Genomic DNA, 14,341 nt, shown 5'->3' on the forward strand with positions numbered 1-14,341 from the left:
GGGGGCGCTCACAGCAATTTCAAGCCTGCTCGTCAATTTGCGGCGCGGCCGGTTTATCACTCGGGGTCTTGCTCACCACCACCATCGCCGGACGCAGCAAACGACCACTCAGGGTGTAGCCTTTCTGGAAGACCTTGAGCACGGTATTGGGCTCAACAGCGGCGCTCTCCTCCATAGCCATGGCCTGATGCAGCTCAGGGTTGAAGGGCTCGCCATGCGGCTCCACTGCCTGGACCTGGAAGCGACCCAGAGTATCGGTAAACATTTTCAGGGTCAGCTCAATGCCTTCGCGCATCGGCTTGATCGCCGGATCATTGGGATCGGACAGCTCCATGCCACGCTCCAGACTGTCGAGAATCGGCAACAGATCACCGGCGAAGCGCTCCAGCGCGAACTTGTGCGCCTTCTCGACATCCTGCTCGGCCCGACGACGGGCGTTCTGCACATCGGCAGCAGCGCGCAGCAACTGGTCCTGCGCTGTCGCCAGTTGCTCTTCCAGACTGGCGACACGGGCGGCCAGATCCTCGTCGGCCTGGGTCTCAACCACATCCCCAGCGTCAGGCGCCTGGCCGTTCAGATCCTGTTTATAGTCATCCGCCATGGAAATCTCCTGTGATGCAAAGGGCATACAGCCCGATTAAGCGAAAAATAAGCAACCCATAGTGACAGCCTATATGGGGACGCTGGCGCCAGCTTCAAGGGCTGGCGCGAAGGAATCCTCAGCTCTTGTCGGAGCTAACATAAGTACTGTATAAATAACCAGAACAAATAATCACCGGAGGGGAGCAAGGTCATGCTGGTACATCTGGCAGTGAACAATTACGCCATTGTCGACCATCTCGAACTTGAGCTCAAAGGCGGCATGAGCGCCATTACCGGCGAGACCGGGGCCGGCAAATCGATCATGCTTGACGCTCTGGCACTCACCCTGGGCGACCGCGCCGACAGCGGCGCCGTGCGCCCTGGCGCCGACAAGGCCGACATCCTCGCCACCTTCGACATCAGCAAGATTCCCGAAGCCCAGGCCTGGCTGGACGATCGTGACCTGGACAGCCCCGAGCAACAGGTGATTCTGCGCCGAGTGATCACCGCCGAAGGCCGATCGCGCGGCTACATCAACGGCAGTCCCTGCCCCCAGCAAGATCTCAAGACCCTCGGCGAAATGCTGATCGACATCCACAGCCAGCATGAGCACCAGTCACTGCTCAAGACCGAGACCCATCGCCGGCTGCTCGATGAGTACGCCGGCGCCAGCGACCTGGCCCGCCAGATTCAACTGGCCGCACAGCGCTGCCGTCAGACCGAGCAGGCCCTGCAGCAGGCCAGCGAACACAACGACGAACAGGAGGCGCGCCTGCAACTGCTGAGCTACCAGCTTGAAGAACTGGACAACCTCAGCCTGCTCGATGGCGAACTGGAGTTGCTGGAAGGCGAACAGCGTCAACTGGCCAATGCCGAACAGATTCTGATGGCCTGCCAGCAGGTGATCAACCTGTGCAGCGAGAACGACACTGGCAGCGTGCTGCAGGCCATGACCTCCAGCCTCAACCGCCTGGGCGGCCTGACCGAACACAGCCGCCACCTCAACGAAGCCCACAATCTGCTGGCCAGCGCCCAGATCCAGGTTGAAGAAGCCGTTGGTGAGCTGAGCCGCTACCTGGATCACTTTGAGGCCGACCCACAACGCCAGCAGGAAGTTGAAGAGCGGCTGGGCAGCATCTACGAACTGGCCCGCAAGCACCGGGTCAACCCCGAGGAGCTGCCGGCCCTGCAACAGCGCCTGATCGACGAACTGGAGAGCTTCCAGCAACGCGATGCCGACATCGAGCGCCTGGGCGACGAACTCAAGGCCTACCGCGAGCATTACCAGCAACTAGCCGACAAACTATCCGGCATTCGCCACAAAGCCGCGCAAAAACTGGCCAAGGCTGTCACCAGTGAAATTCAGCGTCTGGGCATGCCGGGCGGGCGGATCGAACTACAGCTAGCGCCCCTGAACCCGGGCCACTATCCACCCAATGGACTGGAAAGCGTCGAGTTTCTGGTCAGCGCCAACCCCGGGCAGCCCGCCAAGCCACTGGCCAAGGTCGCCTCCGGCGGCGAACTGTCACGCATCAGCCTGGGGATTCAGGTCATCACCGCACAAACGTCACGGGTGCCGACTCTGGTATTCGACGAAGTGGACGTTGGCATTGGCGGCCCCACCGCCGAGATCGTCGGTCAACTGCTGCGCCAGCTTGGCGAGCGCGGCCAGGTGCTTACCGTCACCCACCTGCCCCAGGTCGCAGCCCAAGGGCATCAGCATCTGTTCGTGCGCAAGGAGCAAAAAAAGGACTCAACCCGCACCCGGATTGACGAACTCGACCAGAGCGGCCGCATTCAGGAAGTGGCGCGCATGCTCGGCGGCGTGGACTTGACCGAAGAGTCATTGGCCCACGCCCGCAAACTGCTCTCGCTTACAGCATAAACGTGAAAAAGGCGCCTCAGGCGCCTTTTTTCTTCACGTACAACACCAGATTGTGGTCAACCAGCTCGAAACCGTGTTCACGGACGATTTCCTTCTGCCGACGCTCGATTTCCGGATCGAAAAACTCGATCACCTCGCCGGAGTCAACACAGACCATATGGTCGTGATGCTCGCCATCGGCCAACTCGAACACCGCATGACCGCTGTCGAAGTTGTGGCGCACCACCAGACCGGCCGATTCAAATTGAGTCAGAACCCGGTAAACGGTAGCCAACCCAACATCTTCTCCGGCCTCCATCAGGGACTTGTATACATCCTCGGCGCTCATGTGACGCTCTTCGGAATTGTCCAGCATCTGCAGGATTTTTACTCGCGGCAGCGTTACCTTAAGGCCAGCTTTGCGGAGTTCTTGATTTTCAACCATGGTCAGTTTCTCGTTCAGCGCTTCGCAGGGCGGGATCAGTCGGGTATGATTCATGGCTCACTGAGCCATTTCACAATAGTGGATGTTACCACGTCATGCCAAAGACCCTGAACCAAATCTTGTGTATTCTCATTTGCGCGATCAGTTTGAGCGCCTGTGGCTTCCCCGGCGTTTACAAGATTGACATCCAGCAGGGTAACGTTGTGACTCAGGACATGGTCGACCAATTGCGCCCCGGCATGACCACCCGTCAAGTCCGCTTCATCATGGGCACCCCGCTGATTCAGGACACCCTGCACCCCAACCGCTGGGACTACCTGTACAGCATGAAGGCCGGGCACAGCCCGCGTACCCAGGAACGCATTTCATTGGTCTTCGAGAATGATCGCCTGGTAGGCCTGAGTGGCGACTTTGTCCCCGGCACCAGCCGCGACGAAGCCATTATGGGTGGCCAGGCCCCGCGCAGCTCCGGCACCGAAACCTACCCGGTCGATCTGGGCGCCCCGCTGGGCACCGGCGAGTAAACCTCTCATCAATCCTGGCGCCAAGCTGCTGCATGGCGCCAGAGTCGTCTGCACTACTCCTGCTCGCCCTGCTCGTCCTTAACCGCCTTGGCTTTTGCCGCGCGCTGCTTGCGCACTTCCTTGGGATCGGCTATCAGCGGCCGGTAGATCTCGACCCGCTCACCCTGGGCAAGAATCCGCTCAGCCGGCTTGGGTACCGTCTTACCAAACACGCCCATGGCACTGGCATCCAGATCCAGTTCGGGAAAGTGCTCGGCAATGCGCGACAGCTTGGCAGCTTCCAGCATGCTGGTACCCTCGGGCACTGTCAGACTGATGATTTTCTGCTTATGGGCCAGCGCATAGGCCACTTCAACGGCAATAGTTCGTTCAGCCACCGTATTGCTCCTTGGCCCGCTGGCAGAAAGCATCCACCATGGTGTTGGCCGCCTGATTGAACAACGGCCCCAGCGTCGCCTTGACCACCGGGCCGGCATAATTGAAATGCAGATCCAGGCTGATCTTGCAGGCCGCCTCACCCAGCGCCTTGAACTCCCAGACACCATGCAGCTCACTGAACGGACCATTTTCCAGCCGCATCTCAATGCGCTGGCCCGGCAGCAGCTCATTGCGAGTGGTGAACGCCTGCGTCATCCCGGCCTTGGCCACGGTCAACCGGGCTCGCATCTGCACATCCGTCTCTTCCAGAATCTCCGCCAGCGAACACCAGGGCAGAAACTCCGGATAACGCTCTACCCGATTGACCAGATCAAACATCTGTCTGGCCGTATACGGCAGCAAGGCCGAGCGCTGAATATGAGTCATAAGGCTTTCACTTCAACAGTTCAGAGGCAAACACGATCAGCACCCCTACCGGCGCCACGTAGCGAAGCAGCCAATATACCACCGGGAACAGCCGTGGGTATCGGAGCCCCAACTCGGCCCGGAACACCTCGCGATCCAGCACCCAGCCGGCGAACAACGCAAACAGCAAACCACCCAGCGGCAGCATGATCCGACTGGTCAGGTAATCAACCAGTTCGAAGAAGGTCTTGCCACCCTCCGCCCCCCACTGGATCAGATGCCAGCCCAAGGCATCACGGACAAAGAACTTGGCATCGGCCAGCACGTTGAATGACAGCACCGTACCCAGACCCACCACCCAACAGAACAGCGCAATACAGCCGGTAATCTGAGCCCGGCTGCGGCCACTTCGCTCTACCCAGTAGGCCACTGCCGGCTCCAGCATGGAAATGGCCGAACTCCAGGCCGCCACCGCCACCAGCACAAAGAAAATGAAGCCGAACACCTGGCCCATGGCAATATTGCCGAAGGCGATCGGCAGGGTGACAAACATCAGACCCGGACCACCGCCCGGCTCCAGCCCGGCCGCGAACACAATCGGGAACAGCGCCAGGCCCGCAGTCAGCGCCACCACGGTATCCAGCAGCGCCACCGTGATCACCGTGCTACCGATTGAGGACTTTTTCGGCATGTAGGCACCGAACACCATGATCGATCCCACCCCCACACTCAGGGTGAAGAACGCGTGGCCCATCGCTGCCAGAATGCCGTCGGGCACTTCGCTCAAATTGAAATGGAACAGGAATTCGACCCCTTCCATGAAGTGGCCGGTGGTCAACGCATAGCCAAGCAGAATCACCAGCAGCACGAACAGCATCGGCATCATGATCCGCAAGCTGCGCTCAAGGCCGGCCACTACGCCCCGAGCAATGATAAAGGCCGTCACCAGCATGAACAGGCTGTGCCACAGTGTCAGACGCCAGGGGTCAGCGGTCAGCCCGTTAAACCGCTCGCCCGCACCAGGACCGTCGATGGCGGCAAACTCGCCACGGCCCATGCCAATGATGTAGTCCAGCGACCAGCCCGCCACCACACTGTAGAACGACAGAATCAGCAAGGCGGCGATCATGCCCATCATTGCCGCCCAGGACCAGCGCGGCGACGCCGCCGACTGCACGGCCAGGCTACGCAAGGTATTGACCGGGCTCTGGCGGCCACGGCGTCCCAGCACCGTCTCGGCCAGCATAATCGGCAAACCGATCAGGGCAATGCACAGCAGATAGACCAGTACGAAAGCACCGCCACCGTAGACACCCGCCATGTAGGGGAACTTCCAGATATTGCCCAGCCCTACCGCCGATCCGGTCGCTGCCAGAATGAATACCCAGCGACTGGCCCAGATACCGTGGATCGACACATTCTCATTCGCCATGGGAAAACCCGGTCTGCCTTTGAAAAAAGGAAGGCATTGTCCAGATTTTGACCAACCAGGACAAGGGCAAAGCACCGGCCAACGATAGCGGTAATCCCTACAACCCCCTATAATGCGCCGCCTATGAGCAAGCAAAAGAAACCCCAGGCCAACAGCGGCACCATTGCGCTGAACAAAAAGGCCAAACACGACTACTTCGTCGAAGAACGCTTCGAGGCCGGCCTGGCCCTGACCGGCTGGGAAGTGAAGAGCCTGCGCGCGGGCAAAGCCCAACTGGTCGACAGCTATGTCGTCTTCAAGAATGGCGAGGCTTTCCTGTTCGGCGCCCATATCACGCCCCTGCTGAGCGCCAGCACCCACGTGATCGCCGACCCGATCCGCACCCGCAAGCTGTTGCTCAATGCCCGCGAGCTGGAGAAGCTGATCAGCGGCGTGCAGCAAAAAGGCTACAGCTGCGTCCCGATGGCGCTGTACTGGAAGAAGCATCTGGTCAAGTGCGAGATAGCCCTGGTCAGAGGCAAGAAGGACTTCGACAAACGCGAAACCGAGAAAGAACGCGACTGGGCCCGCGAGAAGGCGCGCATCGTTCGCGAGAACCATCGCTGATTTTTTTGCACCTGCGCTGAACTTTGCCGACAGCCCCCGGTCAGAACTGATAACCAGGCTGGTCTGCTCCACCAGCAGAGGTTCAAAGCAAGCAATGCCTAGCCCCGCTCAGCGGGGTATTTTTTTATGCGCAAAACAGCCCGTGCGTTTGCTCAAACCAGCTCACAGCCGCCTTTCAACCCGGGAACCTTTCCCGTACAATGCACTCTTAGAACTGACCAGCAAGATTTGGGGCCGATTTGGATTCGACGACGGTTACAAAACTTGAGGGGCATGCCGAGTTGGTAACAGAACTCGTAAATCCACTGTTGCACACTTATAGTTGCCAACGACGACAACTACGCCCTAGCCGCTTAAGCCGGCTAGCAGCCTCTAGGGGATGCCTGTAAACCCGAAGATTTGGCTGTCATATAGAACAGGATCGCCGCCAAGTTCGCTGTAGACGTAACGGCTAAAACTTATACAGCTCGCTCCAAACACCCTGCCACTCGGGCGGTGAGGAGTTAACTAAGTAGAGATGGCTAAGCATGTAGAACCGATAGCGGCGGACTGGCGGACGGGGGTTCAAATCCCCCCGGCTCCACCAAATTAGAAAGACCTAAGGCCCTGATTATCCTAGTGATTTTCGGGGCTTTTTGGTTTCTGGCGTATGCGAATGTCCAAGCAGTGTCACACCTGAAAATCACCAATAATCGGGCTTCACTATCGCTGGCTTTCTAGGCAACGGGATCTTCGCGGGAAGCTGGCAAGCCTCCAGCTCGGAATCAGAAATATAGGTGCGCATCCAGTCAGAGCATTTTTTCAAAGAGCCTGGAGGGTTACGCATCACGCCACCGGCCTCTTGGCGATGAGGAAGAATGATACCTAGAGCAATATGAGGGAAGTCTTCACGAATGGCACTTAAGGCAGGTGAAAGGTCGGTGTCGCCGGAGACCAAAACAATCTGCGACAACCCGGTAAGATGTGACTTACAAGCTGACCTATACATGCCTAGAGCCAAATTCACATCCGTTTCTTTTTCTTCCAGCTCCCAGATAGCCACCTGATCCAGGCGAGAGGACTTCTTACCATCCAGATACAAGGGGGCATACCCACGCCCCAAACGATGATTACCCAACGTGACATGCACACCTTTGGCCTGCAAGGCCCGAATGTAGCGATGCTGGGCATCATTGGATAATTGACCACGAGTAGCCAGCTTGGCAATGACGGGGGCGGTGAAATAGTGAACTGAATCTAAAAAAGCTGAGGGATCTTGAACGCGCAAAATACTGTCAAGCAGCGCACCTAGATCTAGCCACTTGTGAGGAGACCCGCGTAACAGGCCGTAGTAGAGGTTGTAACCATCAACAAAGAAAGCTGTTCGCACGAATTTTCCATCCCTTGAAACGAAAAAACCGGCTTTCGCCGGTTTCTTCACCCAAGGCTAAGGCTGAACTTAATCGGCCCGCCAAAGGTTGAGTCGTGAATTTAGAATACCTAAACACACCGAATAACACAATCCCGCACCATCTCTGGATATCCCAGAATATCCCACAATGTCCCAGACAGTGAGAGACGACACTGTAGAGCATCATGTTAGCTTTATCGGAACAGATCACTTGAAACGGGGCTCAGGCGGACAGCTTCAGACAAATGATCAGGTGCTAAATGGGCGTAGAGCATGGTGTACAGATCACTGCTTACCGAGCCTCGGCGGCGATCAGCAGCCTCTATGTCGATGGCCTGTGCTGATAGAAAAGCATGTTGATTGCTCAGTCCCATACCCTCGACGGGCTGTTTCGCAAGGGAGTTTAGTTCAAGGGCTGCATGGTTCGACATTTGGGGAAGGCGCTGCAGCCCCAGAACTGTTGGCCGGCCTTGGGGCCGCTCTTGATCGTGCGCACCAGCAGGGTGCTGCCACACTTGGGGCATTGGCGCTCGGCGGAGGGATCGCTGCGCTGCTTGAGGCGCTGCACATGCTCGCGCTGAGTGGCCAATGTTGGAGCGAGGCGACCGCTTTGCAGAGCGTCCAGCATGTCCTCTACCTGAACCTCGCTGAACACTGGCTGGTCGAACGACTTGATGTAGCGGATAAAGCCGGTGCCCTGGGTGACATTGGCCGGCATCGGCGTCTTCAAGGTGGCGCCGCCAACGAAGGCGATTACCGAGTGCAGCTGCTCCGGTGCCACGCCCAGAGCCGTTTCCAGCGCCTTTAGGTGTTTGTAGTTCTGCCGCAGCGGGTTCTGGAATTTGAAGCGCTGCTTGTAGATCTGCTGAGTCCACTGCGCCTGCTGCTCGCTGCCGAATATCCAGCCGCTCATGTTCTTGGTCTCCAGCACGAAGATGCCGAAGGGCGAAAGAAACACATGGTCGATCTGCGTGGTGCCGTCCGGCGTGGGCAGCGTGACGTCATGCAGACGCCGGTAGACCTGGCGATCCAGCTGATAGCGGGCTAATACCCGAACCAGTCGTTCGCCGAACCAGCCCTTGAACCAGGACGTTTTCAGCAGGCCGATCAGCAGCATGAGCGGGATCAGCCACTTCATGGTGTCGAGCAGGGGCTGGAGGATGACGAGGTAGTTCATGGCATTCCTTTTCGTTGTTGCAGATCAGTCTTCGCTGAAGTAGTCACTGTCTAGCTGCTTCACCTCGTACACCTGCTTAACGCTCACGCCCAAGTTGTTTTCCACCATCAGCCGCGCAAGCTCCACACCGTCAATCAGCACCACCTTGATATCCAATCCCAGCGCCGCTTCGCGGGCACCAGAGGAGAACTCCGAGGTGGTGATAAACACGCCCTTGCGCGCCCGCTGGCGGGTCAATGCGCCGATGAACTTGTCTATCTCGGGCCTATGTACCGTATTGGACCAGCGCTTGGCCTGCAGATAGATCACGTCGAGGCCGAGCTTGTCTTCCTTGATGATGCCGTCGATACCATCGTCATTGGTGGCCTGAGTCGCCTTGCCTGCTTCCTTGCGCGACCCGCCGTACCCCATGGCCAGCATCAGATCGACAACCAACTGCTCGAAGAAGCTCGGCGTCGCGGCCCGCACCTGCGCCAACAGCTCATCAACGAGTGACTGCTGCAGCGTTTGATGCGCCTCTGCCAGTTGCTCATCCGGCGTCGTCTCGGCCAAGTCCAGCTCTTTCGCGACCGTCGCATCACTGCCCTGCGGCTTGGCAGTATGAAAGTCAGCGAACTCAGGAAACTGCTTCAACCACCCCACCGTGATGCGTTGCGGGCCGCTGGTCAGCGCCTCTTTCCCTCGCGCGGTAATCTGCACCATCCCCCTGGCCGGTATACACAGCAAACCAGCCTTGTTCAGGTAGGTGCGCGCCCAGCCGATACGATTATTGATCACCGTCTGATGGCCGGAGGGAAGGCGCTCCTTACGTTCGTCCTCCGTCAGCTGGAATTGATTGGCAACTCGCTCGCGCAGCTCATTAAGCGCCAGCGGCACGCCATCCTGCACAGTCGCCAGCACCGGGCGCATTACAGTTTGAAAATCCGGAATTGCCATCGTTACTCCCCGACTTGGTTAGACCGTTCAGGTGCGGCGCTCGCCGCTCTGATCCAGCCCCGCCTGCTGCGTCAGCATCTTCAAAATCACCAACGCAAACGCCCGGCTCTTGGTCTCGTTATCCAGCACTTCCAGCGACAGCTTCTCGTGGTCGGTCATGGCGTCCAGCACTGTGTCCAGCACCCGCTTGGGGAACAGGCCATGCATCACCTGTTCGACCGAGTGGTTGCTCACCTGGGCCATCACATCCTCCTGACGACTGATGCGATTGGCGATGCCGGTGAGAAACTGCAGCTGATCCTCATCACTCACCTCGGCACCGAAAATATCGTTCAGCGCCTCGATGATTTCCGATAGCCGCTTCTTCTCCGGGTCATGGGGTTTGCCGCTGCCCAGTCCTGTGGCCGGGTCGAGGCCGTAGTCGCCGCCCTCCTCGCTCAACCTCAGCTGATGCTCGGCGCGCTTGGTCAGGCGGTAGTGGGTCAGTTGCAGCTCGCCCACGTCCACGTCGTCCTGATCGAGGCGATCCACACGCAGCAGCGGGTGCAGGTGCTTGGCGTAGACGCACAGCTGCTCCAGCTCGCGATCCTCATAGGGAATGATCTGCGAGAGGAACTCGTACAGGCGCACGAAGCTCTGCAGGTTCTTCTTGAACAGGTCGAGCTGGTCCACCTGCTCGCCGGCTTCCTTCACGGCTGCTTCGGCCTTCTTCACACCAGCGCTGTCGCCGTTCTGCTCGGCGGTACGCTTGAACTCCAGCGCGTGCTGGCGTGATTCATGGGCCAGCCTGTAGCGCTTGGCAAAGCGCTCCTTGGCCGGCGCGCAGTAGTAGCTGAGCTTGCTGGCCGCTGCCTTGGGGTCGAAGAAGGCCATGGCGAACGCCTCGACCTCCTGCCAGTAGTAAATGCCCTCGGCATCCAGCTTCTTTTGCAGGTCGTAGATGAGCTGCGGGTCGGTCACGTCGGTCAGCTCGGCCCTGGTGTAGTAGGGCAGGAAGGCGTCGAGAATGTCCTGAGGATCGTTGAAGAAGTCGAGGATGAAGGTCGGCTTGCTGTCGCCGAAGGTGCGGTTCAGGCGCGACAGGGTTTGCACGCAGTCCACGCCCTGCAGCTTCTTGTCCACGTACATGGCGCACAGCTTGGGCTGATCGAAGCCGGTCTGGTACTTGTTGGCGGCGATCATAACATTGAAGTCCTGGGTATCGAAGGCTTCTGCCAGATCACGCCCGTTCAGGCCGGGGTTGAGCAGGCTGCTGCTTTCCGTCACCTCTTCGGGAATCACCCCGTCCGGCAGCACGCTGCCGGAGAAGGCCACCAGCGGGTGCACATCGCCGTAGCCCATCTGCTTTACATAGGCCTGCACCGCCAGCTGGTAACGCACCGCCTCCTGCCGGCTGCCGGTAACGACCATCGCCTTGGCCTGGCCACCCAGCAGGTGGCGGATATTGGCGCGGAAGTGCTCGACGATCACCTCGACCTTCTGGCTGATGTTGTACGGATGCAGGCGCACCCAGCGCGCCAGCTTCATGCGCGCCTTCTTCGAGTCCACTTCCTCGTCGTCGCCGTCCGGGTGGGCGATCTTCCAGGCGGTGCTGTAGGTGGTGTAGTTCTGCAGCACATCGAGGATGAAACCCTCCTCGATGGCCTGGCGCATGGAGTACAGGTGGAACGCCTCGGGCTTGTTGTCGGCGCTCGCCGGCAGCACCGGGTTGGCCGGGCGACCGAACAGCTCCAGGGTCTTGGCCTTGGGCGTGGCAGTAAAGGCGTAGTAGCTGATGCGCTCGTTCGGCGCACGAGCAGCCACGGCGGCGTCCAGCAACTCTTCGGCGCTGATCTCCTCAGCGTCAGGCGCATCGCTACCAAGGATCTGCTTCAGCTTGCTGGCCGATGAGCCAGTCTGCGAGGAATGCGCCTCGTCAGCGATCACCGCATAGCGGCCGCTGGCTAGCTTGGGGTATTTATCCAGTGCATCGAACAGCGCCGGGAAGGTCTGGATGGTAACGATGATGATGCGCGTCTGCTCGGCCAGCGCCTCGGCCAGTTGCTCGGACTTGCTCTGGCTGCCGATATCGCGGGTGATGCACTTGACCACGCCCTGGGCGTGCTCGAACTGGTAGATGGTGTCCTGCAGCTGCTTGTCCAGCACGGTGCGGTCGGTAATCACGATCACCGAGTTGAACAGCCGCTGGCCCTCGGCATCGTAGAGCGAGGCCAGTTGATGCGCCGTCCAGGCAATCGAGTTGGACTTGCCCGAGCCGGCGCTGTGCTGGATCAGGTAACGCTTGCCCGGCCCCTCATTGCGGGTGGTCTCGATCAGCGTGTTGACCACTTCCCACTGGTGGTAGCGCGGGAAGATCAGGGTTTCTTTAGTGACGCGCTGGCCGTCGGCATCTTCCTTCACGCTCTTCTGCAGGTGCAGAAAGCGGCCCAGCACCTTGAGCCAGGCATCCGGCTGGAACAGGCGCTGCCACAGGTAGCCGGTGGCGTACTGGCTGTCATCCGGCGCAGGCGGGTTGCCGGCACCGCCGTCGAGGCTGCCGAGGTTGAACGGCAGAAAGAAGGTGTCCTTGCCCGCCAACTTGGTGGTCATCGCCACCTCATCCTGGCTCACGGCAAAGTGCACCAGCGCGCCGCGCTTGAAGGTCAGCAACGGCTCGGGTTTGCGTGTCAGCGGATCTTTTACCGGGCGATCAACGCGGTACTGGCGCTTGGCGTTTTCCACGCTTTGCTTGAACTCGCTTTTCAGCTCCAGCGTGGCGACGGGGATGCCGTTGACGAACAGCACCAGATCCAGACGCGGGTTGTACTCGCCCTCGCGGTAGTGAGGGGAATACGACACCTCCGGTACCACGCGCAGGCGGTTGCACTGGTAACGCTTGAGGGTGTCCGGGTTCATGCCGTGGTCGGGCTTGAAGCTGCACACCTCGACCTTTACCCCCGGCAGCTTGAAACCATGGCGCAGCACATCCAAGGTGCCGTCCTGCTCCAGCTCGCGCACCAGCTTCTGCACCAGCACGGCTTCAGGGTTATTCGGGTTGGCCTTGGCGAACTTGTCCCAACGCTCCGGCCAGGCGGCCTTGAAGTAACCGAGAAAGTCCTCGGTATACAGCGCCGTGCGCCGGTCATAGCCGCTGGCCCGGCCGGTGAGCCAGCCCTGGGCTACCATCGCGGTGATGATGTCCTGCTGGAATTGCGCTTCCTTGCTATCTGCCATTACACGGCCTCTGCTACGGCTAATTCGGGGGCTTGGATGCTGGCCGGTGGCTGCCAGCCGCGTACGTCGATTTTGCCGGTGACGGCGGCGGAGATAAGGGCGGAGCGGCGTTCTTTGAGTAGCAACATCGATCTCTCCGACTCCTCCATGAGGGCATTGAATACAGATGACTGCCCGCCAATGAACTCGGCGATCATTGTTTGCTCTTCTATTGGCGGCTCAAACATCCAAAACTCAATAGCATCAGCGATGTTGAACTGCTTCTGAGCTGCACCATACTGCACTACTTCGACTTGCTGTCTAACAAGGCGACTGTTCATCACAGCACAAAGCCAGTGCGAGTCATAATTTCCTCGCTTCACTAGCATGACCGAAGCGCAATTTCCCCCTGCGCACTCAGGCGGAACAACTGCTGTTAATCCGGGGTAGCCCACTCGCATCGTGACGATGTCGCCAGCTTCCAACATCGTCTTTCGATTTTTCCTACTGTGCTCTGGCGAAATTTTTCTTGCTTTATCGACCTCGATAAAACCTTCTTTCACCTCTCCGCCATATAAGAATGGGAGTCCCTCATCCGCCACGTAATCACTTGGATTAACAACAATTCCCACTGTAATGAATGGCGATATGTTTTTTAGCCGTTTTTTCACCCAATGTGCCGGCACCTCGCCCAGCCACTCCACGCCGGAGTCTTTCATCGGCACCGTAGGGTCGAGGCCTTTGGTGACGGCGTGGGAGATCACGGCCTGGCGCTTTTCCTTGAGCAGTTCGATCAGGCGCTGCTGCTCTGCGATCAGCGCGTCAATGCGGGCGGTTTCGTGGTCGAGGAAAGCGGCAATGCAAAGCTGCTCCGATACTGGAGGAAAAGGTAGATCAATCAGAACAAAGTTCTGATAGTTCATATCCTGCCCATCGCGAATAAAGTTCGCCGTTGACTGCAATGCCTGAATGTAATCTACCGACTTGAAAAGGCGCTGATAGTAGCCCGGCACAAGATCTGCCCTTGGCCTCAACACCACGTAGGATGAGCGGATTCCTCCCTCAGCCCATGCGCGCTCCAACCCTCCTTGAAAACTTCGCATACTTATTACGAAGTCACCTATCTCAACACGCTTCCTCAACTCTAAGTTTTGATTCAGCTGAACAACCCGCCTCCCGGCTAAGCGCATAAACTCGGCTTGGGAAATCACGCCATACTCCTGAGTGGCTGATAGCTGCTCGTCACTTTCAGGCGCACGCTCTTTGGATTCTGGAAAAAGGCGTTTTGAAGGTAGAACTGTCCAGCGATCCGGAAATTTACAAGGCCATTTAACTTTTCCACTCACGCCCGTTTCTCCATCAACGAGTTATTGCATCTCGGATGCGATAGAAACGTACTTGGGCTATCCC

The 14,341-nt window shown here is 58.6% G+C and carries 13 protein-coding genes and 1 other RNA gene; 4 read left to right on the plus strand and 10 right to left on the minus strand.

What is annotated here, in order from left to right; genetic code table 11:
- Window positions 1-19: 19 nt before the first annotated feature.
- Window positions 20-601 (minus strand): nucleotide exchange factor GrpE, encoded by a 582-nt coding sequence (grpE, locus tag BVH74_RS02180; RefSeq protein WP_080048496.1) that lies wholly within the window; start codon window positions 599-601, stop codon window positions 20-22.
- 192 nt (window positions 602-793) lie between these two features.
- On the opposite strand from grpE, the gene recN reads away from it, so the two are divergent.
- The gene (gene recN, locus BVH74_RS02185) at window positions 794-2,467 is read left to right on the plus strand and encodes a DNA repair protein RecN (protein WP_080048497.1); all 1,674 of its coding nucleotides are present in this window, start codon (window positions 794-796) and stop codon (window positions 2,465-2,467) included.
- 16 nt (window positions 2,468-2,483) lie between these two features.
- Here recN and fur read toward each other — a convergent pair whose 3' ends face one another.
- Entirely contained in the window at window positions 2,484-2,891 is a 408-nt protein-coding gene (gene fur / locus BVH74_RS02190; RefSeq protein WP_080051590.1) for a ferric iron uptake transcriptional regulator, read from the minus strand.
- 95 nt (window positions 2,892-2,986) lie between these two features.
- Here fur and BVH74_RS02195 point away from each other — a divergent pair, with 95 nt between their 5' ends.
- Complete coding sequence (locus BVH74_RS02195) at window positions 2,987-3,415, plus strand: outer membrane protein assembly factor BamE (RefSeq protein WP_080048498.1); 429 nt, start codon at window positions 2,987-2,989, stop codon at window positions 3,413-3,415.
- A gap of 53 nt (window positions 3,416-3,468) precedes the next feature.
- Here BVH74_RS02195 and BVH74_RS02200 read toward each other — a convergent pair whose 3' ends face one another.
- Genes BVH74_RS02200 through BVH74_RS02210 form a run of 3 tightly spaced genes read right to left on the minus strand, consistent with a single transcriptional unit; the run spans window position 3,469 to window position 5,630 of the window.
- Window positions 3,469-3,792: an RnfH family protein gene (locus tag BVH74_RS02200; RefSeq protein WP_080048499.1), complete on the minus strand. Its 324-nt coding sequence runs from the start codon at window positions 3,790-3,792 to the stop codon at window positions 3,469-3,471.
- Entirely contained in the window at window positions 3,785-4,219 is a 435-nt protein-coding gene (locus BVH74_RS02205; RefSeq protein WP_080048500.1) for a type II toxin-antitoxin system RatA family toxin, read from the minus strand. Before BVH74_RS02205 ends, BVH74_RS02200 begins: the two co-directional genes overlap by 8 nt.
- Before the next feature lie 7 nt (window positions 4,220-4,226).
- On the minus strand, window positions 4,227-5,630 hold the full coding sequence (locus BVH74_RS02210; protein ID WP_080048501.1) for a sodium-dependent transporter: 1,404 nt from the start codon (window positions 5,628-5,630) through the stop codon (window positions 4,227-4,229).
- Between the two features lie 123 nt (window positions 5,631-5,753).
- Between BVH74_RS02210 and smpB the strand changes: the two genes are divergently transcribed.
- On the plus strand, window positions 5,754-6,236 hold the full coding sequence (gene smpB, locus BVH74_RS02215) for an SsrA-binding protein SmpB (protein ID WP_080048502.1): 483 nt from the start codon (window positions 5,754-5,756) through the stop codon (window positions 6,234-6,236).
- 230 nt (window positions 6,237-6,466) lie between these two features.
- Window positions 6,467-6,822, plus strand: a transfer-messenger RNA (tmRNA) gene (gene ssrA / locus BVH74_RS02220).
- A 96-nt stretch (window positions 6,823-6,918) separates the two neighbouring features.
- Here the strand turns inward: ssrA and BVH74_RS02225 are convergent.
- The 5 genes from BVH74_RS02225 to BVH74_RS02245 form a co-directional block, all read right to left on the minus strand.
- Window positions 6,919-7,605, minus strand: coding sequence for an NYN domain-containing protein (locus BVH74_RS02225; RefSeq protein WP_080048503.1), 687 nt, complete (start codon window positions 7,603-7,605; stop codon window positions 6,919-6,921).
- Between the two features lie 424 nt (window positions 7,606-8,029).
- A complete protein-coding gene (locus tag BVH74_RS02230) occupies window positions 8,030-8,803 on the minus strand; it encodes a nuclease-related domain-containing protein (protein ID WP_080048504.1) in 774 nt (257 codons plus the stop codon).
- 24 nt (window positions 8,804-8,827) lie between these two features.
- Entirely contained in the window at window positions 8,828-9,739 is a 912-nt protein-coding gene (locus BVH74_RS02235) for a restriction endonuclease (RefSeq protein ID WP_080048505.1), read from the minus strand.
- Window positions 9,740-9,766: 27 nt separating this feature from the next.
- A complete protein-coding gene (locus tag BVH74_RS02240; RefSeq protein WP_080048506.1) occupies window positions 9,767-12,952 on the minus strand; it encodes a type I restriction endonuclease subunit R in 3,186 nt (1,061 codons plus the stop codon).
- Complete coding sequence (locus BVH74_RS02245; protein ID WP_080048507.1) at window positions 12,952-14,277, minus strand: restriction endonuclease subunit S domain-containing protein; 1,326 nt, start codon at window positions 14,275-14,277, stop codon at window positions 12,952-12,954. Before BVH74_RS02245 ends, BVH74_RS02240 begins: the two co-directional genes overlap by 1 nt.
- Window positions 14,278-14,341: the final 64 nt, after the last annotated feature.

This window comes from Halopseudomonas phragmitis (assembly GCF_002056295.1).
Classification (GTDB): domain Bacteria; phylum Pseudomonadota; class Gammaproteobacteria; order Pseudomonadales; family Pseudomonadaceae; genus Halopseudomonas; species Halopseudomonas phragmitis.